We start from the raw sequence: 26406 nt of genomic DNA on the forward strand, positions 1-26406 counted from the left end.
TCAACCCAATCGGAGGGAAAGGACGGATCAGCGGAGTGGTGCTGGCAATCATCCTGCTCCGCTTACTCGAGACCGGACTCAACCGGTTCCCCACCATCAGCAGTTATTACATCTCTCTCATCTGGGGCGGTGTATTGATCCTGGTCATGGTGCTCAACTATTTCACCGAGAACAAGAAACCCATGAAGAAACGGTTGGTCCGCTTCCCTTCCACCAAATAAGCGGCATCACAGGTAGAGAGAACCTCCCCCTAGGATGGGGGGGGTTATTGTTGTTCTTGCTTGCGCTCAATCCATTCTTCCCCTATGCTGAAACACAGGGAACGAAAACACACCAAGCAAAGCATGGAGGCCCTGTATGAAATACGCCCTCTCCTTGATGCTGTTCGGAACCATCTTAATTCTGGGAATGCTCTTCACCGGGTGCGAACAGTCCGTTTCTGAGCCAAGCAATGGAACCATTGAGCTTACCATTGCACCTCTGGATATCAACGAAGGCTACTACTACCACTTCACGGGAACCAACGATTCCGATGGAACGAGTTTTGCGGTACAAAGCATTCCCGGGTCGACGTTGAAAGGGAATAGCGGCCATTTTCTTTCTCCGCTGCTCAACACGGGAAATTGGGTCTGTAATGTCTATGAGCTTACCCAACAAATTGGAGCACAGAGCGACCCTACTCCGTACATCGTGCGCCAGGAATTGGGAATCAGCGTCTCCGTATTGGAGGACCAGACAACCGCAGTGAATGTGGAGTGGACCTCATGATCAGCGGTTCAATTCCCGTATCTCTTCCTGGGTCAATGTTCTGATAGGCAGTGCCCTACCTAAATACCAAAGCTTGGCACTCTCCTCAAATTCCTCAGCTGCATACTGAGCTTCGAAAAGCGAGGCTGCACAGGTGATCAACCCATGATTCTGCATCAAATAGGTGGAGTATTGGCTCTTGTCGAAGATGTCCTGGGCAATCAAGGGAGAACCGGGTTTCCGGTACTCCAGGATGCCCACCTTATTGACCTTCATGACAAAATACGGAGTGAATGGGACGAATGGCTGTCCGTCCTGCAATCCGGTGGTACTTGCAAGCAAAGTGGCATAGGTGGAATGCAGATGCACGACTGCGCGGACATTCGGATGGGAAGCATAACAGGCCAGATGAAACGCCGCTTCCTTGGTGGTGGCCTTGCCGCCCAGCAAAAGCCCATCCCTGGTGAAATGAGAAATGTCCGCCTCAACCAAGGAGCCGAAGGAGGATCCGGTAGGAGTGGCAAGCAAGGAACCATCATCCAGCAGGACCGAGAGATTCCCGGCACTGCCGGCTACATACCCCTGTTGGTACAAACTCAGAGCAACCTACACCAAGGCCTGTTTCATTGGAAATTCTTCCATCGTCATGCTCCGAGTATCACCACAGGGTTCTTGCCATACTTCTTTGCACATTTGGGACACGTCGTGTACCACATGTACCACGTATGGATGGGAACGTTCCGTTTTTTCGCCAACGCTTCGAAATCCTTGCACCAGATGCCGGTATTCTTGAACGGACCCTCATATACGTTGCTCAACAATTGTCCCTTCAGAAATGCCATCTTTTGACCGGGAACTTCCCGATCGACGGCAACCAGGACTTCCATCGTCCAGCGCGATACGTGATTGCTCAGCGCCATATTGTCCACTACCTTCGCTCCCGCCCTCTCTATCTGTGCTTGGGCCGTGCGCATCACCTGACCGAAATTGAGCGGTATGAAGAAAAAGGTGCGTACCCGCTTCTTCACAAATTTGCGATCATCAAACGAAACCAGGGTATCTTTCCAGGGAGTCGGATCAAACGGTGGACAGCACACATTTTCATCCATACCACAGTCCTCCTACGGACAGGGTACACCCGGTTGGGTCTTTCGCCAAGACATCAGATCTCCAAGTGAGGGTCATCAAGGATGGGAATCTGAATCTCGGTGATGAAGCGGGTATTGTCCCGTTCGACGAACTGGTCAAGAATATTGAAATTCACCTCCCAATCGGCAAGCAAGCGCCCGTTTGCCTGCAAACGGATGCGCTCTGTCGTCTCCCCGATCAATTCGTACGGACCCTGATGGTAAGCGCAGAGAAACGACCCTGCCTTGATCCGCATCACTTCAGTTTGCAGGTGGCTTCCTCCCTGGTATTCAAACAGAAACGCACCGAAGCGCTTTTCCTTCCCCTGATAAAACACCAGGGTGGGATGGAAATAAAACACGTCCGAACCATACAGCGATTCTTCCGAACCGATATTCAGGTAATACCGGTCGGAAAACGTCTTGACCATGACATGGGCAAGATCGACCGAGGGAAGCTGCTGTTTGATGAACTCCAACTTTCGTTGGATGGCGCTGTCGATCTCCATCAATTCATTGTAGCGTCTTCTCAGCAACAAGGACTGGTCCTTCAGCTGTTCGATCGTATGGTCGAGGGTTCTGCTGTCCAAATATTTCTTGATCTGCTCAAGCGAGTACCCTAACCGCTTCAGGTAACGTATGGAAGCCACCTGGTAGATCTGGTCGAACTTGTACAACCGATACCCGGTTTTCGCATCACGGTGAACGGGAACCAACAGACCTATTGAGTCGTAGTACCGAAGCGTCTGTACATCTACACCGAACAACGTCGCCAATTCGCCGATGGTGAAAAAATCCTTCATGCAGAAAGTCTAGCGTTTGTCTCGTTCATACGGAAGGCCCAGAGCCGAAGGATTGTGAGTCTTACCGAAAGAAAAGCACAGTACCAGAATGGTGACCACGTACGGGAGCATACCGAATGCTTGGGAAGGAATGTTCGATCCCATCGTCTGCAGTCTGATCTGCAGTGCCTCGGCGGACCCGATGACCAAGGAGGCAGCAACGACACCAAGAGGATTGCGTCTGCCGAGCAGGACGGCCACCAGCGCAATATAACCCTTGCCCGAGGTAAGGTTTTCCATGAAGAATCCCAATTTCACCATCGTCAGATAAGCTCCACCCAATCCGCCGAGCACCCCGTTTACGATACAGGCAAAATACCGCACCCGCTGTACCCTGATGCCCGCACTGTCGGCAGCGCGAGGTTGCTCCCCCACCGCTTCAAGCACCACACCCCATTCCGACTGGTAGAAGATCACCATCATGACTGCAGTGATTATATAGACTGCATACACAAAGGGATCTTGGTTGAACAAAGCATCCCCAACCAGGGGAAGTGAGGAAAGCAGGGGGATGGCGATCGGCTTGAGAACAGGAATTGAGGGCAAGGTCGTCGTCTTACCGAATTGAAGAAGGAACAGGAAACTGGTGAGGCCGAGAAACAGGAAGTTCAGGGCAAGTCCGGAAATGGTCTGGTCGGCTTTGAAGCGAATGCTCAAGACCGCATGCAGCAGGCTGACAGCAAGGCCTCCTGCGATACCACACAACAGTCCGAGGGGAACACTGCCGGTCGCAAACATGGCTGAGAAACTGAAATATGATCCGCTGAGCATGATCGCTTCCAGTCCGATGTTGCTCACTCCGGATCTCTCACTGACGGTTTCGCCCAAGGCAGCAAGGGTAATCGGGGTAGCCATTCGTACCGTCGCTGCAAAAAATGTGGAAACAAGTACGCCAACTGCATGGTCCATTTCAAATCTCCTTCTGCCTCAGCAACTGCTGTTGGATGAGCAGCATGACCACGACAAGCCCCATAATGATCGAAGCAATGGAAGTAGGCACCCCACTGGCACGTTGCATGGCCATGGACCCTACTTGCAGGGCGGCGATCAAACAAGAGGCAATGATGATGTACAAGGGATGGTTGCGTCCCAGTAGTGCGACCACAATGGCTATATAGCCATAGCTCGGACTGATCCCTTCCAGCAGACGATGATGCAACCCGGCAATTTCAGACACTCCGGCAAGTCCGGCGAGCCCACCGCTGAGCAGCGAGGAGAGCAGAACTTGCTTCCCAACGGAAATGCCGCTGCACAGACTCGCACGGCTATTGAACCCAACCGCCCTCATGCAGAATCCGGTAGCTGTCCTGAACATCAGCAAGTAGACTAAGAGTGCACTTATCAGAGCAAGCAAAAACCCTGCATGCAGGCGGGTGGGAGGAAGCAACAACGGGAACGAGAGAAACGAAGGGAGCATCGGTGACATCGGATACGGATAGGTAGGGTCCTTCAAGGATGTTCGTACCAGAATCCCCACCACATTGATGGCTATGTAGTTGAGCATGATGGTGTTGATCACCTCACTCAAACCGAACTTTGCTTTCAGAAACCCGGGAAACAATGCCCAGAGGCCTCCGGCAAGAAACCCTGCGGCCAGAACAAGCGGAACCAACAGAAAGGACGGCAGAAAAGAACACTTCAAACCCACCGCTGTGATGGCGATTGCACCCATATACAACTGCCCTTCGGCCCCGATATTCAGAAACCCCGTGCGGAACCCGATCGAAACACCGAGTGCTGCGAAAATCAGAGGGGTGGCTCTGACCAATACCTCTGCCAAGGCATAGGGGGAACCTGCAATGCCTTTTACGAAACTGGAAAGCGCCTTCGGGATGCTACTTCCCCCCATTGCAATACAGACCAGCGATACGATACATACCAAGACGGTCAGCAAGACCGACGTCAGAAGGGAACGTTTCACTGCAACCTCCCGTTTCCAAGCCCGGCCATCAACAATCCCAGTCTGGTCAAGTCCACCTGCTCATTTTCAAATACATCCATCAAAGTTCCTTTGTACAACACTCCGATACGGTCACTGATCGCCAGGATTTCCTCCAAGTCGGAGGATAGGAGCAATACGGCACAGCCTTGGCTGCGCAAGGTCAGCAAGGTCTTATGGACTTCCTCTGTACAGCCGATATCCAACCCTCGTGTGGGTTGGCAGGCGATCACCACCTTTGGATCATCGGCGAGTTCACGGGCAAGAATCAGCTTCTGTTGGTTCCCGCCGGAAAGATACCGCAATGGACAGGAAAGGGAAGCTGTCTTGATCCCATAGCAGGCGACCGCCTGTTCGGTAGCTTTATCCAAGGCAGTACGGTCCAGTAGATGATGATGCTTCAGTGAGGGCTTTTGATGAAAGGAAAGCAACAGATTTTCCCTTAGGTCCATATCCAGCACCAATCCGTCACGATGTCGGTCGTCACTGATGTAGGCGATGCCTTTTTGTCTTCGTTGCTGGATGCTCAGATGCGTGAGGTCCACACCATCAAGGTGCACGGAACCCTTGCTGAGCTTTCTGATGCCCATAATGGCCTCTGCAAGTTCGGTCTGTCCGTTTCCATCCACCCCGGCGATACCCACGATGGAACCTGCATGAAGGGTCAAAGAAAGCGGTCCCACCATTCCTTCCTGGGTTTGGATTCCATCCAACACCAATGCCGGCTGCCTGACAGCGGAAGACGAGATACGGTGTTGCGTTTTCTGGACTTTCCGCCCGATCATCAACTGACTGAGCTCCTGTTCATTGGTTTGGTCGGTCAAAACCGTCTGGATGTTCCGTGCATTGCGAAGGATCGTGACCCGGTCGGTATGGTGCAATACTTCATCAATGTGATGGGTGATGATGATCACCGAGTGGCCTTCTTCAGCAAGCTGATGCAATACGGCAAACAACCCCTCAGCCTCCGAAGGGGTAAGGACCGCCGTCGGTTCATCCAAGATCAAGAGATCCGTCTTCCGATAGAGTGCTTTCATGATTTCCACACGCTGTTGCTGCCCTACCGAAAGCTGACCGACCAACGCCTTCGGGTCGATGCTCAGCGCATATCGTTCGGACAAGGCGGAAATCTCTTCGTCCAGCATATTCCGATGCACAAACGGGTAACCCGGGCTTTTTAGTCCAAGGGTAATATTCTCCCTGACGGTAAGGGTGGGCACCAGGGTGAAGTGCTGATGCACCATTCCGATATGCAGGCCCAGTGCATCTTTCGGGCTTTTGATATTCACGATCTTTCCATCCAGATGGATGCTTCCTGCATCCATCTGGTAGATTCCGTAGAGAATATTCATCAAGGTTGTCTTACCCGCCCCGTTCTCTCCAAGCAATGCATGGATCTCCCCTCGTTCAAGGCTAAAATCCACAGCATCATTGGCTGCCTTGCCAAAGAATTGCTTGGTGATTCCGGTCATGGTCAAATACGGCATACAACCTCCTCTCCCACTCCCTGCCTCCCGCTAAACGGAAAGCAGGGGGAATTGTAATCAATGGGTGCGTACTTCGATCAAGGGAACGGTGAAGCTTCCTGCAAGAATCTGGGATTTGGTTGCGGAGATCTTGTCTTTCACCGTCTGCGGAATCTTCGCCTCGAAACTGTTGTATCCGGAAATATCCACGACCCCGTCCTTCATGCCCAGGTTGAACACGCCGCCTTCATAGGTATTGGTGGACACTTTCTGTACAGCATTCAACACCAAGGCGGGTACACTGTAAATGGTGGATGCCACAACCGTATTCGGTGCGATGGAGTTCTGGTCGTAGGAATCTCCGGTTGCCAGCAATCCCCGTTCCTCTGCTGCCTTGATTACTCCGGTTCCGGCTTGGTTGGCACAATGGGAAAGTACGTCGGCACCGCTGTCCGCCATGGATAGCGCGGCCTCCTTGCCCAAGGAAACATCAGTGAAACTGCTGATATAGGCTTCCAGGACCTTGATGGATGGATTCACCGCCTTCGCACCCAGTTTGTATGCTTCCAGCACCTTGACGATGGAGGGTTGTTCGAATCCTCCGACAATGCCGATGACCCCGGTCTTGGACAGTGAGGCGGAAAGCATTCCCATCAAATACCCAGCCTGCTCACAGGCCATCACATAACTGGCGACGTTCGAAGCGGAGGTATTGGACTCGATCGCCATGAATTTGGTCTTCGGAAACTGGGCAGCAACACGGACGGCAGGATCTCCGAATTGGAAGCCGTGGCCGATCACCAAGTCATACCCTTGGGCTGCATAGTCACGAAAGGCGGCTTCCCCGTCGGCGATTCCCACGTTCTCCGAATATGCAGTTTCAAGCTTGTATTCTTTCTCCGCTTCCTTGAGACCGGCGAAAGCCACGGCATTCCAGCCCTGGTCATTGGCAGGACCGCTTAAAAGCAAGGCTACTTTCAAAGTTCCATCGTCCTTACTCTGTTCAGCAGCTCCTCCGGCTGTCAAGGTGGATATCCCCAAACACAGAACCAGACACAGTACCAGCAATACATTCTTCATGGTGTTCACTCCTCGTATGTGCTATCGCATTCTCAACCAAAGATTGAGGGAAACTGTTTTCTCAGATGTTCCGTACATACCTTCTCGGCCTTTTGGGCAAGAGAGGCCTCGTCGGCTTGGGTGAATCGGCCGTCCTGCCACACCACTTTGCCGCCGACCATGGTAAGGGCGACCGGACCGGTTGCTCCGACACGGGCGATCAGGTTCCTCGGGTCATGCAGGGTACCGGCCAGTTCGAGTTTGGAGACGTCCACGGCAAAGAGATCGGCGGCTTTTCCAATTTCCAAACTTCCGATATCCTCGCGTCCCAGTGTCTTCGCTCCGTTTACCGTCCCCAGTTTGAGCATTTCGTATGCACTGGGAGCGCCGCCGCGTTGTTTGCTGTGATACGATTGTGCAAGATATGCCATGCGCAGGGTCTCCAGGAGATTGGAGCTGTCATTGGTAGCCGAGCCATCACACCCAAGCGACACATTCACCCCGGCGTGCTGGAGGGCGGGAATATCGATGATGGGGAAGCCTCCGAGCACGGCAGGTGCCGGACAGTGGGAAAGGCCGGTACCGGTTTCAGCGAGGATGGCATATTCTGCCCGTTCCAGCTCCCAGCCGTGGGCTATCCAAACATCGGGTCCGACGAAACCGATCGACTGCGCCCAATCCAAGGTTCTCATCCCGGTACGCTCCAGCATGATGGGATTCTCCCCTTCGCCAAGGTGTGTATGCAGCCGTACACCAAGGCTATGGGCGAGTTTGACGGATTCCTTGAAGGTATCCTCATAACTGTTGATCGGCTGACAGGGAGCAATGACGATTTGGCTCATGCTGTTTGGTTTGGGGTCGTGATACCGTTCGACAAGCCGTTGGCAGTCGGAGAGGAAATCGTCGGTGGTTTCCAGCATCTCGTCAGGGATGGTGCTGCCTTTCGAGCGTTCCAAGGTATTGCAGCCTCGACCGGCATGATAGCGGATTCCCAACAGAGAGGCAGCTTCCATTTGTCGGTCTACCGCGGCAGTTCCTGTTTTTCGGGTATAGCAGTATTGATGGTCGAATGCTGTGGTGCAACCGTGTTTGAGCAGGTCGGCCATGGCAACCAAGGAAGAATGATAGATGACTTCGTTGTCGATCTGGGCGAAAATCGGATAGATGCGGTCCAACCAATCGACGACCAACAGATTCGGATAATCAATGGTGAGCAGATTCCGTACAAAGGTCTGAAAGAAATGATGATGCGTGTTCACCAGCCCCGGATAAATGAAGTAGTTCTCCCCATCCAGGATTTCACAGCCGACTGCATCCAGGTTTGGTCCGATCTGGGCAATCTGATACCCGTCGATGAGCAAGTCACAATCAGTATAGACTCGGTCTTGTGCATCACAGGAGACGATCGCCCGTACTTTACGAATCAATTTTTTCCGTCCCATCACGTACTCCTTTTGTACTTGATGGGTGCACGATAAAGCCTATAGTAACTATAGGGTCAAGGAATTTTTCCAATAATTCTGAAAAAGTTTCAGATTTGCAGAAAGGATACATGGAGAGAATGAGAAAGCGATCCGTCGGCGTACATGGCAAAGAACCAGGTACGCCGGATAGTTTTATCGATACGATTCCGGGATATACGTAAAAATACTTTTCAATATCTGCGCATCAAACTTCGAAGTACGATTGTAGAAATACAATCCGTTCTTTTCCTGCTCGACATCAGTCAACTGCGTATAACAATACCCACTAATATGCGGCAGCTCATGCAACACACGTGTCTGCTCCTGCAGACGTTCAAGGAATTCTTCTTGCGTCAGCGGAGCTTTTCCGTAGCCCCAAGAGACCATGTTCTGCCCTTGAGCCAACGAATCACTCGCTTGGGTCTGTGGATCCCACTTGATTCCCCCATATTCATCCACCAAATAGGGTTGGCCGGAATATTCCGCTTCACATTCCGGATAATTGCGATACGGTTTGCCCATGGCATCCAACGCCAACAACTGCTTCAGTTTATGGGGATCCTGTTCATAGGTATGAATCGTCCAGAGGTCGGTGACGAAATGGATATATCCGCTGCTGTCGTTCACCGGTCGTGAAGGATCGAGCAACTTGCACAAGGAATATGCATCGCGATGCAACCTACGGTGCACCAAAGGTTTGGTGAATTGGAATGTTTCATTCAAAGGTGTCCAGACGATCAAAGCCGGGTGATTGCAATCCCTGAGAATGATCTCAGCCCATTCTGAGAGAAAATTCCTAGCCGGCAGACCTTCCGTATTATAATCCAACCCCCAGCTGGGACTTTCCCCCCAACACAGGTACCCAAGCACATCTGCCCAGTAATAATACCGTTCCTCAAACACTTTCTGGTGGAGCCGAGCCCCATTGAATCCAAGTTCCTTTGCCAAAAGAATATCGTGTTTCAAGGCCTCATCCGAAGGCGCCGTCCACAGCCCGTCTTGATAATAACCTTGATCCAGGACCAATCGTTGATACAGTTTTTTCCCATTCAAATACAGAATCCCATCAAGAATAGAGACTTCCCGAAACCCGACATACGCTTGGACACGGTCAAGGATAGTTCCCTGGTCATCCAGAAGCGAATACACTACAGGATAGAGTGTCGGGTGCTCCACATCCCAGTACTCAACCGAAGGAACCGATATTTCCAAAGGAATTCCTTCCCGCATGGGTTCGATACGCGATGCAACGCAGGTTGTACCTGAGAACAGTTCAATCTGCAGATTTGCACCGTTCCTGCAAGCATAGAATTCCGGAGTGCAGATCAACATATTGGTATGGATATTGGTTTCGGTACGCACTTTTTTCAATGCACAAGGATGAATCGCTTCCATCCAAACGGTCTGCCAAATACCGGTGATGCGTGTATAGAAACATTTATATGATTCATAGAATGAACTTTGTTTTCCTGAAGGGATACTGCCATCCCAAAGATTACTGGTTACCTTGACAACAAGATGATGGGAACAACCTGGTTTTACATACCGGGTGATGTCTACAGAAAATGAGCTGCTCCCCCCATCATGGAAATCTACAAACCTTCCATCGATGAATATTTCTGCATGGTAGAAGACGCCTCCGAAATGCAGTACTATTCTTTTGTCACAATAATCAGTAGGGATATCCAGTGTTCTATGATAATACATCAACGGGATGAAATCCTTTTCCCCAACCCCGGATAATTTGCTCTCGGGTGAATACGGGACAAGGATTTCCCGTTCAAACCCTGTGCTTCGTTCAAGTGCATCATACTGCACCTGATTTGAGAAATATTGGGGACGTTTGACGATTTTGTACGTCCATTGCCCATTGAGATTCAACCAATCTGCACGCTGAAATTGAGGCCTCGGGTAATCATTTCTTGGTATATCCATATATTATCCTTTCACTGCCCCGGCGATACCGGAGACAAAGTATTTCTGAAGGGCTATGAACGTGGCCACAATTGGAAGCAGACTCAACGTACCGGCAGCGGCCATACCGGACCAATCGGTTTCATTTGCGCTTTGGAAGGCCAGCATGCCTACTGGAAGTGTCCGTAAGGCTGGATCGCCAAAGGTGAACACGAGGGGCAGCATGAAATTATTCCAGGCAAACATGAACGTAAGGATGACTACCGTCGCCGTTACCGGTCCCGACATGGGAAGAATCACCTTGGCAAATACCGTCATGAAACCGGCGCCATCAACGATTGCGGCCTCTGTCAGGGATTTGGGCACCCGTTCAAAAAAGCTTTTGTACAGGAGTATGGAGGTCACCTGTCCGCCACCTGACATGGCAAGAATCAATCCTGTCCGTGAATTCAGCAGACCCATTTTTTGGCTGAATCCCACGATGGGAATAATCGTAGTACCTGTGGGAACCAGGAATGTAGCGATCAGAACCGAAAGGATCAGCGTTTTCCCTTTGAAGTCGTACATCGCCAGCACATACCCTGCCAGGGCGCACCGGGCTACCACCAACATGATTGACATCCCGGTTGTCCAGACACTGTTCACAAAATACTTGCTGAATCCTCCCTTCGTCCATGCTCGAACATAGGCATCGAACTTGAATGAGTCAGGAAGGAGCTGCAACCCTTTCTGAAAGAGTTCCAAGGAGTCCTTGAAGGATGCACTGATCATCCATAAAAATGGATAAATCCATCCAAAGCAAAAGACTGCGAGCAACACAAATACCCCGATGGGGCCAATTGCTTTCCTAGGGACTATTCGCCGTTGTGCACTCATTCTTCACCCCTTCCAAGTTGTGATCGTCGGCCGATGGTGAGTTGTGCTATGGTGAGAATCATAAACACAAGACCAAATATGGTAGCAGCCGCACTGGCATACCCCAGCCTCGGGACCGATGCCCCGAATGCCCAGCGATAGATGAAGAGTTCAATCACTTCCGTCCTGAAGAACGGACCTCCACCGGTAAGCGTCAGCATGAGATCAAAAACACGCATCGCATCACTCAGCGTCAAAACAAATATTATGATGCCGAACGGAACCAGCAGGGGTGCGGTGATGCTTTTGAATATAGTCCATGCACCAGCTCCATCAATATGCGCAGCTTCATAGAGTTCATTCGGAATACTCTGCAAACTAGCAATCCAGTAAATAATTGATGTCCCAAGCCATTTCCATACCCAGATGCACCCGGCAGTAACCAACGCAGTTTCCGCTGAACCCAGGAAATGCGTCTGGCCTTGGATCAAACCGAATTGCGACAGCAGCAGATTGAAGGGACCTTTCATAGGATCGAAAATCATATTCATGATGGTGCCAACGATCGCACTGGTGGTAACGACCGGAATGAACAACAGGGTACGAAAAACCGATCTATAGCGTAATCTGCTCCAATTCAATAAAATTCCGAAGAATAATGAAATGAAGAATCTAAGGGGAACCACAATGAGAATAAACCACACAGTCGCTTTCAAGCTGTTCCAAAACAATGAATCCGAGAGTAGTTCTGCATAATTCCCCAGACCATTCCAGACTCCGGAAACCTGGAATCCATTCCAATCCAGAAAGGAGTAGTAGAGAGTAGCAAGAACCGGCCACAAGGAATACACCCCGTATAATACCAATGTCGGCAAGAGAAACAGATAAATCCATCCGTAGGGAGTTTTCCCGTTTACTGAATTCTTACTACTCATCAAAAACCCCTTTCAATCGCTCAATACTTATCCGTGGTGAAGTTCATGCCGTATTCCCAATTGGGGAACACCCAATCCTGCAACGATACCTTGCCACCGGCATCCTGAACTTTCTTGACGGCACGTTCCCGTTCCTTTGTCATCGCTGCATTGTATTTCTTGAGTTCAGCCTTCCAATCCTTGATTGCTCCAGCATAGTATCCTTGAAGGATTTCAGCAGGATTTGGATGAATGTCCCTCATCTCAGCATATACATCACCAATTGCAGGGTTGCGGAGCAGAGGATCAGGCTCATATGCCATTGTCTTTGCAAAGATGTCGATTACCTTCTTATAGGTAGGATGTACATTCGCGGTATCAACCACGGATAAATCCAAGGGCGGCTGGTCCATTCTTTCAGCCAATTTTTTATAATAGTCTTTGCTTGTCAATTGCATGAGGATATCGGTAGCCTCTTGTACAGCGTGCGATTGACTGGAAATGAAGAAGGTTCCCTTGGGCGGAGTGCGATAGATGGTATACGGTTTGGATGCATCAGCGCGGACCGGCTCAGCTACACCGACATCATCAATGATTGCCGAGAAATTGCTTTTTATCACACCAATATTCCAGGAACCATCAAACAGGACGGCAGCTTCACCCGCAGCCCAACGTTCTCTCGCAGCACGCATATCCAAATTGACTGATGACGGATGCACAGAACCATCATCTTTCAGTCCGGTCAAGAATGCAAACACCTGAAACATTTGGGGAGAATCGAATTGATACGCCCCTGTTTTCCAATCGATGTATCCAGGACTTCCTACAGCATTCAGCCAATCCTTGATGGAATCGTTCATGCGAGAGGTGAAGGCAATCGGGAGAATGACACCATAGACCTTCCCATTTGACTGCTGGGTAATTTTCTTGGCTAATGCCCGCATTGCATCAAATGTAGCAGGAACCTCGGATTCCTTGATCATAGACGTATGATACCAGAGCGGAACATTGTGATTCAGGTTGTTCATGGTCGGGAATGAGTAGACCTTTCCCCCAAACATGGTATATCCCTCGAACAAGGAGGTTTGAATCTGCTTTGGAAGCTGGTCCTTTGTAATAGCCATGGGCGAGAACCAACCATCCTTATACATCGCTGGTTCAGGGTTCCCCGGGAAGGTCATGGAAAATACGTCAGGGCATTGACCCGAACGGAAAGCCAACAGCAATGCATCATTCTGCTTGGCCGGATCATACTGCGTATAATTAACTTTCACCCCAGTTTTGGCTTCATAGGCATTCCAAATTTCTTGATGCAAGGGAGCCAAGGGAAGATAATGATCCCACCATTCCAACGTTTTGGGTTGGCTTGAGCTTTGAGATACGGCTTCTTTTTCAGAAGTTCCCGCACTAAAGAGCATGGATGTTGCAGCAAACAAAACCAGCAACCAGACAACCATTCCTTTTTTCATATAATTCCTCCGTTTTATTCATCACCATTCTGATGATTACCAATCTGATCTCCTTTTTGGCAAAGGATCTGCGGTGGAAGCCCAGTCATGGAGCAACAGTTCCATAAGCTTCAATTTCACCGCGGTATATTCTGGATGGTGGTACACATTATGAGTTTCCGACGGGTCGACTGACAAATCATACAGTTCACCCTCGGAAGGCAATGCGTGAGATACCACCAATTTGTACTGTTGCGTCCGAACCATGGAAGCAAAGGCCTTCGGCTCTGTATGCCACGGCATGGCATTCAGATACTCACAGAACACATGGTCCCGATGCAAGTTTGTTGGATCCTGCAACAACGGAACCATCGATTTACCTTGCATGGCATCATAGGGGGGAAGATTGCAGAGTTCCAGAAGGGTCTGGGGAAGATCCATCAGAGCAACCAAGGAAGGAACCCGTTGTGGAGCAAGCATATTCGGCCAGCTGATAAGCAACGGTACATGAATACTGCAATCATAGAAGAATGGACCTTTCAAGTAGATTCCATGATCTCCAAGCAATTCACCGTGATCACTCATGAAGATCACAATGGTGTTTTCCCATTGCCCAGTTTCTTTCAATACCGTAATCATTCTGCCAACCTGGGCATCGATCAGATCGCACATTGCCCAATACGCAGCTTTCACCATCCTATGATCCAATTCCGTCATCTCGGAGAACGGATATCCTGCATGATGATTGTATGCACCTGTGTGGTCTTGCCGCTGCCATATCGGTTTGTCGTTTTCCTCACCCGGTACATACTTCGGCAAAGGGATGCCATCCAAACAAGAAAGATAGCGATCAAGGTATGATTTCGGGGGATCAAACGGATGATGCGGGTCATACATATTGACACTGAACAACCAGGGCTGACCATCATCAGCGTGCTGGCGCATAAACTCGATTGCTTTCTGTGCACACCACGTTGTTTGATGCTGCTCTTCAGGCATGCCGTCCTGAACCCATGTAGTTTCTTGGCGAGGGGTAGTCTTATAGCTGGTGCCCCATTGATCGGCAAGCCACCGATAGTACTCATTGTGCAACCCCCAGACAGGAGCGGTGTCGTGCGACCAATGGAACTCATCATATCCATCATCAATTCTGCGTTCCATGGTTGTACAACCACTCTGCGGATTGCATGCACTCAGATGCAATTTGCCCGACAATCCACAGGTATACCCATGATCTTTCAACAATCGTGTCACCAATACTTCCGAATCGGGAATATCTGCACCATTCTGACGCCCCCGAGCGGTTACCGGATACCGTCCGGTAAGAAAACTCGCCCTGCTGGGAGTGCAAACGGGACTCTGGCAATAGGCTTGCTCAAAGAACACGGAAGAAGCTGCAAGTGCGTCAAGATTGGGCGTATGTACGTATGGATTCCCATAGCACCCGAGTGTATCAAATCTTTGTTGGTCAGTACAAACCCAAAGGATATTCGGTCGTTTGTCTCGATTCGTATTCATCAAATGTTCCCTTTGTCTCAACAGTAGGGTCTCTGAAGTGCCGGCACAATATGATGAATTATCCAAAAGTTTTGAATTCTTATCATTTCATTGAAACATTTGAATTACATGATATCCTATCACCATGAAAATACGATCAGAATACAACAAGATACCTCCATCCTGTGTCGAGCATTTCATCCCTCAATCAGTCCTCTCAGCAAGTATTTTTAAACAAATGTCTATCTTACAGGGTGGAATAAGTACTCTTGTCTCTGGATTTTGTGCTCGTCGCCCAGCATATAGGGAGTATCATATCCTGAGTATTACGTTATCCGGGTCCGGAGAATATCTGATGGAAAATGGACAAAAAATCATAACCAAGGAACAAGATTTGTATTTTTCTCATGCTGACGGGCAAGGGCACATACATCGTCCCGTCGGGAAAGTTCCCTGGAAACTCATCTGGCTGCAAATTTCCAAGGAAAATTCCTGGTTGGTACCGCCATCCCAGGATTGGGCTTTGCGGACCACACCCTATGCAAATAGACTGAGATATTACTTGGAAGATATGTTTGCCGAAGAATTGGAAAATGCTTCGGAGCGCTCCACGATACAACAGCTGTATGCCCAACTATTCTTCCTTACCCTACAACGGGAATTGCAGGAAAACAGCGATCCCGGCCTGCTTCGTTACAAGCAAAGCTTCTCCAAGCTCTGGATGCAGGTATCTGCATCACTGGAACAGCGGTGGTCTTTGGATGCCTTGTGCAAGGAAGTGGATCTTAGCCCGGCCCATTTCTCCCGACTCTGCCATGTATTCTATCGAAAATCCCCAGGAATGAAAGTCCGTGAATTGAAGATGGAGCATGCCCGTTCACTGCTACAGAACATCGATTGTCCCATCTCACAAGTGGCGGAAGTGATCGGGTACGAGTCGACGTCTACGTTCTCCACAGCTTTCTCCCATTACTTTCACCTTTCCCCGAGCGATTTCCGGCGTTCACTCTGAGAGCTTGGAACAACAAAAGCTATACCAGTATGCTGCATCTCCACATACCTGAAGAAGCAGCAATCCTGTCACACATTCTTACCGATATTTGCATATCCACTGGGAGCTGGCCAATGCAGACCCCGTTGGTTGTACAATCCATATTGGGGTTTTTCCACGAAAACCCTTTCGGGTATACCGGCCAATACACCCTGTTCCAACCATCGAAGATCAGATCCATACAGATTGTCGATGAGCATGCGCTGCATACGCTGCAGCACTTCTCGATGCAGAGGATCTTGCGCAAGATCCTGCAATTCCTTCGGATCATTGGAAAGGTCAAACAGCTGACTGGTATTGCCCCACGGATAGTAAATGAGCTTATAGGATTCCCATCTGATCATCCGAGTCGCTTTCTCCCCCTCTCCGCATTCGCCGTACAGGTATTCTCGTTTCTGCTTGGTACAGATGTTCAGCCCCTCCACAGATTCAGGGATGGGGATACCGCACAGATCGAGAAGCGTAGGCATCAAATCCTCCAGACAGACCAGATCCGAATTCTTCTCCCCTCGTCTGTCCTCAAGGAGCCTTCCGGAAAGAATCAAGGGAATATGGGTCGACTGTTCGTAGAAGAGACGTTTGGCCACCATCCCATGGTTGAACAACATATCCCCATGATCACTGGTGAACACGATGATGGTATCATCAAGCAGATTGCATTCGCGAAGCGTACCGATCAAATACCGAATCTGATGATCGATCAACGTACATTGGGCATAAAAAGCCCGTAATGCCCGCTTGATGTCCCGCTCATCATAGTGAGCTGCTTGCTCTCCCAATGCCTGGAACAAAGCCTGGTCATTCACCCAAGATCCCGCAGGGGGAGTGTCAAATTCCTCTTGATCATACATATCCAAATACGATTGCAGCGGAACTAAAGGAGGATGGGGGAACTGATAGGAAATATAGAAGAAGCCGGGTCTGGTGGGATCCTTACGCTTGATCTGCTTCGCCATCATCTGGGTCGCCCATACCGAGGGATGAGCTTGTTCATCCAGATGCCAAGGCCGCGTGTAGTAGGTATTGCTTCCCATGCAATGGTTGAATTCCTCACCTACATACCCTTTCTCCCCCAACCAGATCTGATAGTCATCCACCGTCCCGAATTCGTATCTTCCCTCCTCGACGAGGATCACATCATCGAAACCAATGCGGTTTCGTTGTGGGTACACATGAAGTTTCCCCACCCCCATCGTCTGATATCCGGCGGCCTTGAACGACTGGGCAAGCGTTGGAAGATTGGGCATTTCCATTGTATCGCTATACACCCTGTCTCCATGGGTCTTGGGAAAGACACCGGTCATCAACGACCTTCGAGCCGGGATGCATACCGGACAGGTGCTGTAACATTGCTGGAAATCGATACCATCCCGAGCCAGTGAATCCAGCGTCGGCGTCATGATGGTTTCATTGCCATGACAACCCAACAACGCAGCCGGCCAGTGGTCTGTACAGATGAACAATACATTCTTTCGGTTCATACGTTCTCCTAGTTGATCAAGTTCGGAATGAACAAGGTGATCTGGGGAATAAAGGTGATCAACAGAAGCACCAGAACCATAACCACATAGAACGGCAACATCTCCTTGACCAAACGTTCGATCTTTATCCCCGAAAGACCACTTCCGACAAACAACACACCACCCACCGGCGGAGTGATCAGGCCGATGCCACAGTTGAGAATCATGATCGCTCCGAATTGGATTGGGTCCACACCAAGCTGCGTTACAATCGGCAACAGGATGGGAGTCATAATGACGATGATGGAAGCCATGCCCATAATCATTCCCAACAACAACAGAATCAGATTGACCAGAAGCAGGATGACCACCTTGTTCGTGGTGAGTCCGAGAATTGCATGGGAAATGAACGTCGGAATCTGTAGATAGGCAACCACGAATCCAAAGGTCCCGGCCGCCGCAATGAGGATCAGGATGTTGGAGAGGACCCGAAGCGCATTCCTCAGGATTCCTCCGAATGCCTTGAGGGGAATCTCCCGATAGACAAAAAACGTCACGACGAAAGCCCAAAGCGTAGCAATGGCTGCCGACTCGGTTGCGGTGAATATTCCGGTGACCACTCCTAGGACAACAATCAGGATGGTCATAAGTGCCCAAATGGAATCCTTCAGGGAAACGAGGACATTCTTGATTGCAAAGGCATCACCTTTCGGATAATTGCGCTTCCGTGAAAGGAAAAACGAGAAAATCATGAGAGCCAAGGCCAATACAAGGCCGGGGATCAGGCCACCCATGAATAGCTTGCCTATCGACAACCCTCCGGCAGCCATTGCATAGATGATCATATTATGGCTGGGGGGAATCAATAAACCTTCGATTGAACTGGCCATGGTTACTGCCGTGGAAAACTCCCCGTCATAGCCGTTTTTCTTCATCATAGGGATCAGGATTGATCCGAGGCTGGCGGTATCCGCAGTAGCACTTCCGCTGATACCCCCGAAAAACACGCTGGCAACAATGTTGACCATGGCAAGCCCGCCACGCATCCATCCGACCAGGGCGTTGGAAAGCTTGATCAAGCGATCCGAGATACCCCCCTGGGCCATGATCTCGCCTGCAAGTACAAAAAAGGGAATTGCAAGGAAGGTGAACCCGTTGATCCCGTCGATCAAAGTGGTGACCAAGGCAATCAGCGAAATATGCAAAAACAGAATGGTCACAACCGAAGCTGCAATCATGGCATAGGCGATATGCATGCCACCGACAATCAGTACGGCAAAGGAGCCGAGCAAAAGGAGAATCGCTTGTGTATTCATGATTTCCAACTCTCCGTATCGAATAGTTTGGCCAAGGCCAGTACCAGTCCCAGAATTCCGGATACAAAAACGGAACCGTACATGACGGGAAGGGGTAAATGAGTGGCAGGAAGTACCGAACGCGCCATCATGATGATCGCCTCATATCCCACAGCGATGAACAAGAGATACAGGAGGATCAACAGCACATAGGCAGCCTTGTGCAGAAACAAACACACTCGTGCACTGAACAGGTATTCTATGATGGTCATCCGCATGTGCGAGCCATCGCGGATACCCATTGCAGCAGTAAGGAAACAGAGCCAGACAAGGCTCAGAATTCCAATTTCCTCCGTCCAACTGGGTGATTTCTTGAAGACAAACCGTCCAATGACCGCGATGGTGACGGAAACCACCATGAGCACGAAAATGACTTTTGCCAAGAACTCCAACACTGCATACAACCACCGGGAAAGCCGCTGTAACCCGGTATTCAAGGAAAGGCTAGACATCCTATTACTCCCGCATATGGATAGCCAGACAGCCGAAGCTGCCTGGCCTCCTGCAACTTAATACGTGGTGTTCCTGATCTGCTCGATGATGGAAGCATATTTTGCACCGTACTTGTCGTATACACTCTGTACAGCAGCTCTCCATTCCGCAGGATTCTCCGGCTTGTAGACCTCCACACCGGAATTCAGAATCTTTTCCATCAACACGGAATCCTGGGAGTCGGATAGTTCATTGAAATATGGAACCGATTCTGCAAATGCATCCTTGATCAATTTCTGGTCAGCTGCAGACAGCTTGTTCCAGGTAATCTCGGAGAACAGAACGATGTTCGGACTCAGTTCATGCCCATCGAGTACCATGTATTTGGCGACTTCCTGGAACTGGTTGTTGTAGAACCCGGAAAGCGGCTGCTCAGCCCCATCCACGATTCCGGTTTGAAGCGCGCTGTACAACTCGGTGAATGCTATGGAAACCGGATTGCAGCCAAGCGCTGCCATATTCTCCAGTGCAATGGCACCTTCATTGGCACGGATCTTCAGCCCCTTCATGTCAGAAACCTTGGTGACCTTCTTCTTGGTGAAGAAGTAATGGCGTGCAGACTCTTGGTATGACCCGATCGCTACCATTCTGGTGCCTGAGGACTGGATGCTGTCAAACAATTTCTGTCCGGCTTCCGTTTTTTGGAACGCTCTGGCATGTTCGACGCTGTCGAACAGGTACGGGAAGGTGAATACCTTCAGATCCTCTGCACCATAGTCGGCAAGGGTTGCCGGCATGATCATGGTCATATCCAGGACACCACTCTGCAATGATTGCAGATGTACAGCGGGTTTTCCCAACTGTCCACCAGGGAAAATCTGCAGTTCAAACCGTCCATTGGACTTTTCCTTGAGAATCTCACCGAATTTTACGATACCCTGGTCCAAAGGATGGGTGATCGGATTGTTCAAACCGACTTTCAATATCATCTTTTGGGGTTCCGCAGACTTCGATTCACCTTGTCCGTTGGCAAAAACGGAAGTGACCATGAGAACGGCAAGCATACAGGTCAATACGATTTTTTTCATATACACACTCCTATGTATGATGCACTCATGGTAGAGGGATGACAAAAAAGTCGGTGAGGGAAGAAATTGTCCAGAACCAGAAAATTCTTGTCATTCTCCCCGCTTTTCCTGCAAAAATTCCCGGGGTGTACGGCCTGTGACACGTTTGAAGCATTTGGTGAAATATGCGGGATCGGAAAAACCCGATTCTGAGCTAACCTCCTCCACGGTTTTTCCCAAAAACAGCCCTTGCTTTGCCTTGTCAAGCCGAACATGGAGAATATAATCCTTCAAATTGACTCCTTCGATCGTCTTGAAAATTCTTGAAAGATAACTCGGACTCAGGCTTACCTCAGATGCAAGCACTTCCAAGGAGAGCGACTGTGCATACGATTCGTTGATCCGATGCTTCACTTGTGAAAGCAATCGCTCATTCCGGGTGGCTATATTTTCCTGGACAAAGGAATAGAGGAATTTCAGGAACGTAAAGAACTCATGCCACGCTTGCTGCAACGTCCCTTGTTCCTCCTGGAGGATGGGATAACCCACCTCCTGATACAGACTGGAAGCCTGGACATCCCCTACGCTGTAGATTTGCTGAATGATGCGCATGCAGATTACAAGTAAATTCCTCCGCAACACCAGCTCGGGCATCGTCTGGAAGGCAGGAATTGAGGGAAGTGTATGGGCAAGATCCAGGAAACTCGATTCATCCTTTGCCAGCACAGCTTGGGCCATGCCTTGGGATATCCCTTCGCTGGATATCTCCTGCGGCAACGCCTGTGAAACGCTTGTCAGCAAATCCTTATACAAGGATGGCAACTGATACCATGCACCGGTAGGGGCCCCCGAGACAAATGTTCCATCCAATCGCTTTTGGCCGAGCACCGTCATATACTTACGCAGGTGTGCTTCCTGGCTGCTGAGGAACAACACGAGGTGCAGTGTCTGAAATTCCGAATGGATATGCCACACCTCGTAGGTTCGTTCCAATTCCTCGATATAGTGAAAGAACAGGGCGCCGTCTCCCTGTTTCCGAACAAACATACCCAGTACGAAATGGGTATGCTCGAGCCCCAAGAGTCCTACATAATCCTGTATGTTCTGTTTGGAAAGCAAGGCTCCAAGATAGAGTTTCTGAAGGAATTCCTGTTGGAGCGCCACCTTCAACTTCCCGTTTTCCTCCAGTTTTCTGGCCTTCTGTCGCTTCGATTCCACACGATCGAACAATCCTTCCATCAACGTTTTGATGGTTTTGATGGAGTACGGTTTGATGATGTAGTCATAGGTATTGTTTTTCACCGCCTGCTGTGCATATTCAAACTTGCTGTAGGCGGTGATCATCACAATCTCCACCTCCTCGTCGAACAGACGGATCTTTCGGGCAACCTCAAGCCCATCGCAAAGGGGAAGTTGGATATCCAATAGGATGATCTCAGGTTTGAATGTTTTGGCGGTTTTCACCGCCTGCACGCCATCGACCGCATACGCCAAGACAAGGGTTGTACCGGGATACAACCGCCTAAGGATCTTGGTCAAGGCCTGCTGCTCGATCAACTCATCCTCTACAATGAGCATGTTCATGCGATTTCCTCCCCTTGGGGAATAGTCAACCTGACGATTGTATGGGAATGCTTTTCACTCTCAATGGAGAACAACCCTTCCCGTTTGTAGCGGAGGTGCAATCGGGTCGAGACATTCTGCAGACCGATATGGGATGTTGCATTCGGCAGTACAGCAGGATCGAATCCCTCACCGGAATCCTCTATGATCAATGAAAGATCGGAACCAACCAACGCCGCTTCGATCCGTATATGGAGGTCTGTCTTGGTCTTCATTCCATGTTTGAAGCAATTCTCGATGAGCGGCTGCAGGATCATCGCCGGCATCCGGGCTTGTTCGGCCAGCGTTTCTATCACATATTCGATCGTCACACGCTCTCCGAAGCGGACCTGTTGCAAAAGCAGGTATTGCTTGATCACCGAGAGCTCATCAGCCAGAGGAACCAGAACATCTGTGGCATCCAAGGAATAGCGTAGTATCTTGGAGACCGCTTCGATCAACTCCATCGCCAACTCGGGATCATTGAGAAATGCAACTTTCCCGATGATATCCAATGCATTGAACAGGAAGTGCGGATTGATTTGAGCACGCAGGTTCGCCAACTGCGCTTGGATGAGATATTTCTCCTGTTGTTCGGCTTCCAGCAGTTTGTCACCCAGTTCCTTTTCTTTCAAAGCCTGTTGCTCAAGTTGTTGCAAATACTGCAGGATTTCACGTTTCATCCGGTTCATGCTGACGGCCAGTTCGTCAAACTCCAGAAAACCAGAGCCTGGTATATCGGGTGTCGACCAATCATTTGCAGCGAGGCGGTGAGCAGCCGACTGAATCTGCTGCATCTGAAGCAATATCCGCTTCGCAGCACGGATTGCAGAGAAAATCATGAACACCAAACTGGTGACCAGTAGTATCCAAAAGGAATATTCAATGGTACTCAAGCGTTTTTCATAGGAGGCAAAGGTATTGGAGGTTCGGGTATACAATTCCAAAACGAGTTCTTCCACCGCCATCTGGTGTTGGATCACACTGTCCCGTATATACGTGAATTTATCATAGGCACTTACGCTGGCATCCTTGACCAACTCGTATTGGTATTCATTGAAATTGGACAAACGCCGTAATACCTCTTTCAATTCACCGTCGACTTCCGGGATTGAGCGAACCGTGGAAATTTCCTGTTCAAGCTCCAGCATCGCCTTCTGATAGTCTGCTACCAATTCGGCTGAAGAAGCGCGAAGCATCGTACTGGAGAGAACATTCATATGCGAAACAGTCCGTGACAACATAAGCATTGCCTCGTTCTTCTCAAGAAATGCCTGATGGGCACGATCCTGCAGCGTACCCAGAAGAAAGAAGACGGAAAGGCTCAGTGTCAAAAAGACAAGGAGGATGCTGAAGCTCAGTACAACTAGGTTACGTATACTTTTCATAGTAGGCAATGCAGCCACTATACAAGCGCATACGACCGGCGTCAATCACAGCAAACAGAAGGATGGCCCTGTACTGGAACACAACCCATCATTTCAGTAAGATATGGGAAAGGAGATACATTCATGGAAGAATTTGAAACGTATCTTGCATCAATACCGAATGCTGAGCACAGCAAACAACTGAGAATCGTCCTGGAATGGGTACTGCATACGTTCAGCAACCTCAAACCCCGGTTTGCCTGGGGCCAGCCGATGTTCACCGACCACGGCACGTTCATCCTCGGTTTCAGTGCCGCCCAGAAACACTTCGCCATTGCACCCGAGGGGGAAGGCATCCGCCAATTCTCGGAGAAAGTCATTGCTGCAGGGTATGAACACAGCGTTAAGTTCATACGCATCAAATGGGAACAGCCGGTCAACTATGCCTTGTTGGAGGAAATCATCCGTTTCAACATGGCTGACAAAGCCGACTGCACCACCTTTTGGAGAAAATAGGGACTGTTGAATCGCCTATTCACACAATAGCAGCATACCCGATGCCCACCACCGCCCCCAGAGCAAGCAAGGCGATCGGGCCGATGGGAAATTTCTTGTTGTTCAAGGCAATAAAGGCAAGGATGAAAACCACCACGGCGAATAGATCGGGTTGGGTCAACTGCCCCAGTGCAAGCTGCAGCAAGGAAAGGCCCGCCGTGAAGATGGCTGCCACCACCACCGGACGCACGCCTTCCAGAATGCGCTTCATCAACGTCTGTTTACTGTATTTCTCATATAATTTGGCCAGGATCAGCATGATGATGACCGAAGGAAGCACATTGCCGAAGGTAGCCACGATCACCCCGGGAACTCCGGCAACCTGCATCCCTACGAATGTAGCGGAATTGATGGCAATCGGACCGGGAGTCATCTCGGCGATGGTAACCAGATTGGCGAACTCAATGGGGGTCAACCATCCATGATGCACAACCGCCTGCGCCTGGATGAGCGGCATGGCTGCATACCCGCCTCCAATGCTGAACACACCGACTTGGAAGAATGCAATAAAAAGCTGCCATAACAACACCATCATAGGTTCTTCTCCTTACGCAGTGCATAAATGCTCTGGACAACCGAGAGGAGAATCATGCTGACCATCACCAACATAATGTTCAGCTTCAACACATACAGGGCAATGAAACTGGCCAGAAACAAACCGATGGAGATTAATTGCTTCTTTTCCAGAAACGGCTTGAACAACGCCCAGGTCACCTGCAGTACGATGGCTGCCACCACTGCACGCATCCCGTGGAATGCCGCGGCTATCCAGACATTGTCCTGTACCGCCGAATACCCGAGGCTGACCAAGGTAAGTACGATCATCGGAGGAAGCACCGTCCCCAAGGCAGCGACCAAGGCACCGGGGGTTTTCGCCAAATGATAGCCGACCATCAACGACCCGTTCACCGCAATCGGCCCGGGCGAGGATTGGGCGATGGTGACAAAATCCAACATCTCCTCGTCGTTGATCCAGCCAAGCTGTACCACCATCTTCTTGCGCATCAGACTGATGATGACAAAGCCACCACCAAATGTGAACAAACTGAGGGTGAACGTCGTCCAAAACAGAGAGAGATAGAACCGAAGATTGATCGTCGGTTTCTTATGCTCTTCCCTGATCAGTTCACTTTTCATACACTTTTCTCCTTCGGCCCCGATACCTGTCCAGCCACCAACTGCAGCCGCTCGATGGCATAGGGGAAAAACTCCTGCATCGAAGTACAGAAACGATATCCTTCCTGCGTGCGGTAACGTTTGCACCCACCACGGCACAAAAAACGCCAAGGGCAGGATGCGCACTCATCAATCCTGTTGGGGGAATCCTCGATGAACCGAAGTTCGGTCCGCTTTTGGTCAAGCCGGGCAAACGGATCGACGACGATATTGCCCAGATGCTGGTCATCAAGACAGTAGAAATCACAGGGGTAGACATCCCCGCTGCTCTCCACCACATAATTTGCAGAACACACACCGCCCATATCACAGCTTTCCGGAGGATACCCGGCAAGCATGCCTACCAAATTATCGAAAAACCGGATCGAAACCGGTCGACCCGTCTGGAAGGAAGAAAACCACAGGTCGAACAATTCCTTTAGGAACCGACCGTACACCTGGGCGGACAGAAACTGTTTGCCACCCTGCAACGGATCCATACAAGCGATGTATTGGTGGTAAAAGACCCCATGGTTGACCAGGTATGTATAGGCTTGCCTGATATTTTGGGCCAAAGCATCGGTAACCACCGAAAGCACATTGAATTGCACCCCTTCCTGCTGTAATAGGGAAAGCGCGGAAGCGACCGACCTGCCGCTGCCCCGTCTTTGGGAATCGAAGCGATGCAGATCATGCAGACGGGGACTGCCGTCGAAGGACAAGCCGACCAGCACATCGTGTTCCTTGAAGAACCGGGCCCACTCGGCATCCAAACGCAGACCATTGGTCTGGAATGCATAGCTGACCGTCGAATCTTCCTTCCGATACTCCTGCACCAGCTGGACAAACCGCTTGAAATAACCAAGGCCGGCCAAGGACGGCTCTCCTCCCTGGAATACGAACTGGCAATGCTTCGCCTCATCAAGACTCTTCTTGATGACGGCCTGCACCACATCGTCTTCCATGATGGGAAATACTGCATGCTCCCGACTGTGGGCTTCATCAAGGTAGAAACAATAATCACAAGCAAGATTGCAAGCCGCCGAAGCAGGTTTGATCATCATCGTCAGCTGGTTTCTTCTTATTCCCAT

25 protein-coding genes and 1 pseudogene are annotated in these 26406 nt (G+C 50.1%); 4 read left to right on the plus strand and 22 right to left on the minus strand.

Translation table 11 applies throughout. The features are described from left to right. Positions 1–221 (plus strand): annotated as a pseudogene (locus tag AB7C91_RS09240) (hypothetical protein); the annotation flags it as partial. Between the two features lie 136 nt (positions 222–357). Then, complete coding sequence (locus AB7C91_RS09245) at positions 358–768, plus strand: hypothetical protein (protein WP_332445944.1); 411 nt, start codon at positions 358–360, stop codon at positions 766–768. Here AB7C91_RS09245 and AB7C91_RS09250 read toward each other — a convergent pair whose 3' ends face one another. The 13 genes from AB7C91_RS09250 to AB7C91_RS09310 all read right to left on the minus strand — a co-directional run bounded on the left by AB7C91_RS09250 (position 769) and on the right by AB7C91_RS09310 (position 15292). Next, a complete protein-coding gene (locus tag AB7C91_RS09250; protein WP_428590838.1) occupies positions 769–1341 on the minus strand; it encodes a class II aldolase/adducin family protein in 573 nt (190 codons plus the stop codon). It abuts the gene before it with no gap. Positions 1342–1391: 50 nt separating this feature from the next. After that, on the minus strand, positions 1392–1856 hold the full coding sequence (locus AB7C91_RS09255) for a hydrolase (RefSeq protein ID WP_428590841.1): 465 nt from the start codon (positions 1854–1856) through the stop codon (positions 1392–1394). A 53-nt stretch (positions 1857–1909) separates the two neighbouring features. Further along, on the minus strand, positions 1910–2677 hold the full coding sequence (locus AB7C91_RS09260) for a MerR family transcriptional regulator (protein WP_428590844.1): 768 nt from the start codon (positions 2675–2677) through the stop codon (positions 1910–1912). 9 nt (positions 2678–2686) lie between these two features. Further along, positions 2687–3625, minus strand: a complete 939-nt coding sequence (locus AB7C91_RS09265; RefSeq protein ID WP_428590847.1) for an ABC transporter permease — start codon at positions 3623–3625, stop codon at positions 2687–2689. Position 3626: 1 nt separating this feature from the next. Beyond that, positions 3627–4637: an ABC transporter permease gene (locus tag AB7C91_RS09270; protein ID WP_428590850.1), complete on the minus strand. Its 1011-nt coding sequence runs from the start codon at positions 4635–4637 to the stop codon at positions 3627–3629. Continuing rightward, positions 4634–6142: an ABC transporter ATP-binding protein gene (locus AB7C91_RS09275; RefSeq protein ID WP_428590853.1), complete on the minus strand. Its 1509-nt coding sequence runs from the start codon at positions 6140–6142 to the stop codon at positions 4634–4636. The genes AB7C91_RS09270 and AB7C91_RS09275 overlap by 4 nt, the downstream gene beginning before the upstream one ends. Before the next feature lie 57 nt (positions 6143–6199). Beyond that, positions 6200–7201, minus strand: a complete 1002-nt coding sequence (locus tag AB7C91_RS09280) for a BMP family protein (RefSeq protein ID WP_332445937.1) — start codon at positions 7199–7201, stop codon at positions 6200–6202. Between the two features lie 32 nt (positions 7202–7233). Continuing rightward, positions 7234–8622 (minus strand): amidohydrolase family protein, encoded by a 1389-nt coding sequence (locus tag AB7C91_RS09285; protein ID WP_428590857.1) that lies wholly within the window; start codon positions 8620–8622, stop codon positions 7234–7236. Between the two features lie 174 nt (positions 8623–8796). After that, a complete protein-coding gene (locus AB7C91_RS09290; protein ID WP_332445935.1) occupies positions 8797–10578 on the minus strand; it encodes a glycoside hydrolase family 2 protein in 1782 nt (593 codons plus the stop codon). 3 nt (positions 10579–10581) lie between these two features. Beyond that, positions 10582–11433 carry a carbohydrate ABC transporter permease gene (locus AB7C91_RS09295; protein ID WP_428590860.1) on the minus strand — a complete coding sequence of 284 codons (852 nt, stop codon included), beginning with the start codon at positions 11431–11433 and terminating at the stop codon, positions 10582–10584. After that, positions 11430–12347 carry a carbohydrate ABC transporter permease gene (locus AB7C91_RS09300; RefSeq protein WP_428590863.1) on the minus strand — a complete coding sequence of 306 codons (918 nt, stop codon included), beginning with the start codon at positions 12345–12347 and terminating at the stop codon, positions 11430–11432. Before AB7C91_RS09300 ends, AB7C91_RS09295 begins: the two co-directional genes overlap by 4 nt. A gap of 20 nt (positions 12348–12367) precedes the next feature. Beyond that, positions 12368–13795, minus strand: coding sequence for an ABC transporter substrate-binding protein (locus AB7C91_RS09305; RefSeq protein ID WP_428590866.1), 1428 nt, complete (start codon positions 13793–13795; stop codon positions 12368–12370). Positions 13796–13831: 36 nt separating this feature from the next. Next, a complete protein-coding gene (locus AB7C91_RS09310) occupies positions 13832–15292 on the minus strand; it encodes a sulfatase family protein (RefSeq protein ID WP_428590869.1) in 1461 nt (486 codons plus the stop codon). A gap of 334 nt (positions 15293–15626) precedes the next feature. Here AB7C91_RS09310 and AB7C91_RS09315 point away from each other — a divergent pair, with 334 nt between their 5' ends. Further along, positions 15627–16283: a helix-turn-helix transcriptional regulator gene (locus AB7C91_RS09315; protein ID WP_428590872.1), complete on the plus strand. Its 657-nt coding sequence runs from the start codon at positions 15627–15629 to the stop codon at positions 16281–16283. A 68-nt stretch (positions 16284–16351) separates the two neighbouring features. Here the strand turns inward: AB7C91_RS09315 and AB7C91_RS09320 are convergent, their stop codons facing one another. The 6 genes from AB7C91_RS09320 to AB7C91_RS09345 all read right to left on the minus strand — a co-directional run bounded on the left by AB7C91_RS09320 (position 16352) and on the right by AB7C91_RS09345 (position 23626). Beyond that, positions 16352–17803: a sulfatase-like hydrolase/transferase gene (locus tag AB7C91_RS09320; RefSeq protein WP_428590875.1), complete on the minus strand. Its 1452-nt coding sequence runs from the start codon at positions 17801–17803 to the stop codon at positions 16352–16354. A gap of 8 nt (positions 17804–17811) precedes the next feature. Further along, entirely contained in the window at positions 17812–19098 is a 1287-nt protein-coding gene (locus AB7C91_RS09325) for a TRAP transporter large permease (RefSeq protein ID WP_428590878.1), read from the minus strand. Next, positions 19095–19589 (minus strand): TRAP transporter small permease, encoded by a 495-nt coding sequence (locus tag AB7C91_RS09330; protein ID WP_332445927.1) that lies wholly within the window; start codon positions 19587–19589, stop codon positions 19095–19097. The genes AB7C91_RS09325 and AB7C91_RS09330 overlap by 4 nt, the downstream gene beginning before the upstream one ends. A gap of 57 nt (positions 19590–19646) precedes the next feature. Next, on the minus strand, positions 19647–20657 hold the full coding sequence (locus tag AB7C91_RS09335) for a TRAP transporter substrate-binding protein (protein ID WP_332445926.1): 1011 nt from the start codon (positions 20655–20657) through the stop codon (positions 19647–19649). 90 nt (positions 20658–20747) lie between these two features. Beyond that, positions 20748–22220: a response regulator transcription factor gene (locus AB7C91_RS09340; protein WP_428590882.1), complete on the minus strand. Its 1473-nt coding sequence runs from the start codon at positions 22218–22220 to the stop codon at positions 20748–20750. Continuing rightward, positions 22217–23626 carry a sensor histidine kinase gene (locus AB7C91_RS09345; RefSeq protein ID WP_428590885.1) on the minus strand — a complete coding sequence of 470 codons (1410 nt, stop codon included), beginning with the start codon at positions 23624–23626 and terminating at the stop codon, positions 22217–22219. The genes AB7C91_RS09340 and AB7C91_RS09345 overlap by 4 nt, the downstream gene beginning before the upstream one ends. Positions 23627–23749: 123 nt before the next feature. Here AB7C91_RS09345 and AB7C91_RS09350 point away from each other — a divergent pair, with 123 nt between their 5' ends. Beyond that, the gene (locus AB7C91_RS09350; protein ID WP_428590892.1) at positions 23750–24121 is read left to right on the plus strand and encodes an iron chaperone; all 372 of its coding nucleotides are present in this window, start codon (positions 23750–23752) and stop codon (positions 24119–24121) included. Positions 24122–24140: 19 nt separating this feature from the next. Here AB7C91_RS09350 and AB7C91_RS09355 read toward each other — a convergent pair whose 3' ends face one another. Genes AB7C91_RS09355 through AB7C91_RS09365 form a run of 3 tightly spaced genes read right to left on the minus strand, consistent with a single transcriptional unit; the run spans position 24141 to position 26406 of the window. Next, on the minus strand, positions 24141–24695 hold the full coding sequence (locus tag AB7C91_RS09355; protein WP_332445922.1) for a chromate transporter: 555 nt from the start codon (positions 24693–24695) through the stop codon (positions 24141–24143). Then, positions 24692–25297: a chromate transporter gene (locus tag AB7C91_RS09360; protein ID WP_332445921.1), complete on the minus strand. Its 606-nt coding sequence runs from the start codon at positions 25295–25297 to the stop codon at positions 24692–24694. Before AB7C91_RS09360 ends, AB7C91_RS09355 begins: the two co-directional genes overlap by 4 nt. Further along, positions 25294–26406, minus strand: coding sequence for an SPASM domain-containing protein (locus AB7C91_RS09365; RefSeq protein WP_428590896.1), 1113 nt, complete (start codon positions 26404–26406; stop codon positions 25294–25296). The genes AB7C91_RS09360 and AB7C91_RS09365 overlap by 4 nt, the downstream gene beginning before the upstream one ends.

The organism is Sphaerochaeta sp., assembly GCF_050256055.1.
In the GTDB taxonomy this organism is placed as follows: domain Bacteria; phylum Spirochaetota; class Spirochaetia; order Sphaerochaetales; family Sphaerochaetaceae; genus Sphaerochaeta.

Bases quoted from the DNA above. Each gene is read 5' to 3' on its own strand.
- AB7C91_RS09260 (WP_428590844.1), bottom strand. From the start codon at position 2,677: ATGAAGGATTTTTTCACCATCGGCGAATTGGCGACGTTGTTCGGTGTA.
- AB7C91_RS09320 (WP_428590875.1), bottom strand. From the start codon at position 17,803: ATGAACCGAAAGAATGTATTGTTCATCTGTACAGACCACTGGCCGGCT.
- AB7C91_RS09300 (WP_428590863.1), bottom strand. From the start codon at position 12,347: ATGAGTAGTAAGAATTCAGTAAACGGGAAAACTCCCTACGGATGGATT.
- AB7C91_RS09285 (WP_428590857.1), bottom strand. From the start codon at position 8,622: ATGGGACGGAAAAAATTGATTCGTAAAGTACGGGCGATCGTCTCCTGT.
- AB7C91_RS09330 (WP_332445927.1), bottom strand. From the start codon at position 19,589: ATGTCTAGCCTTTCCTTGAATACCGGGTTACAGCGGCTTTCCCGGTGG.
- AB7C91_RS09290 (WP_332445935.1), bottom strand. From the start codon at position 10,578: ATGGATATACCAAGAAATGATTACCCGAGGCCTCAATTTCAGCGTGCA.
- AB7C91_RS09325 (WP_428590878.1), bottom strand. From the start codon at position 19,098: ATGAATACACAAGCGATTCTCCTTTTGCTCGGCTCCTTTGCCGTACTG.
- AB7C91_RS09345 (WP_428590885.1), bottom strand. From the start codon at position 23,626: ATGAAAAGTATACGTAACCTAGTTGTACTGAGCTTCAGCATCCTCCTT.
- AB7C91_RS09245 (WP_332445944.1), top strand. From the start codon at position 358: ATGAAATACGCCCTCTCCTTGATGCTGTTCGGAACCATCTTAATTCTG.
- AB7C91_RS09315 (WP_428590872.1), top strand. From the start codon at position 15,627: ATGGAAAATGGACAAAAAATCATAACCAAGGAACAAGATTTGTATTTT.
- AB7C91_RS09295 (WP_428590860.1), bottom strand. From the start codon at position 11,433: ATGAGTGCACAACGGCGAATAGTCCCTAGGAAAGCAATTGGCCCCATC.
- AB7C91_RS09335 (WP_332445926.1), bottom strand. From the start codon at position 20,657: ATGAAAAAAATCGTATTGACCTGTATGCTTGCCGTTCTCATGGTCACT.
- AB7C91_RS09350 (WP_428590892.1), top strand. From the start codon at position 23,750: ATGGAAGAATTTGAAACGTATCTTGCATCAATACCGAATGCTGAGCAC.
- AB7C91_RS09255 (WP_428590841.1), bottom strand. From the start codon at position 1,856: ATGGATGAAAATGTGTGCTGTCCACCGTTTGATCCGACTCCCTGGAAA.
- AB7C91_RS09265 (WP_428590847.1), bottom strand. From the start codon at position 3,625: ATGGACCATGCAGTTGGCGTACTTGTTTCCACATTTTTTGCAGCGACG.
- AB7C91_RS09360 (WP_332445921.1), bottom strand. From the start codon at position 25,297: ATGAAAAGTGAACTGATCAGGGAAGAGCATAAGAAACCGACGATCAAT.
- AB7C91_RS09340 (WP_428590882.1), bottom strand. From the start codon at position 22,220: ATGAACATGCTCATTGTAGAGGATGAGTTGATCGAGCAGCAGGCCTTG.
- AB7C91_RS09310 (WP_428590869.1), bottom strand. From the start codon at position 15,292: ATGAATACGAATCGAGACAAACGACCGAATATCCTTTGGGTTTGTACT.
- AB7C91_RS09365 (WP_428590896.1), bottom strand. From the start codon at position 26,406: ATGGGAATAAGAAGAAACCAGCTGACGATGATGATCAAACCTGCTTCG.
- AB7C91_RS09280 (WP_332445937.1), bottom strand. From the start codon at position 7,201: ATGAAGAATGTATTGCTGGTACTGTGTCTGGTTCTGTGTTTGGGGATA.
- AB7C91_RS09275 (WP_428590853.1), bottom strand. From the start codon at position 6,142: ATGCCGTATTTGACCATGACCGGAATCACCAAGCAATTCTTTGGCAAG.
- AB7C91_RS09305 (WP_428590866.1), bottom strand. From the start codon at position 13,795: ATGAAAAAAGGAATGGTTGTCTGGTTGCTGGTTTTGTTTGCTGCAACA.
- AB7C91_RS09355 (WP_332445922.1), bottom strand. From the start codon at position 24,695: ATGATGGTGTTGTTATGGCAGCTTTTTATTGCATTCTTCCAAGTCGGT.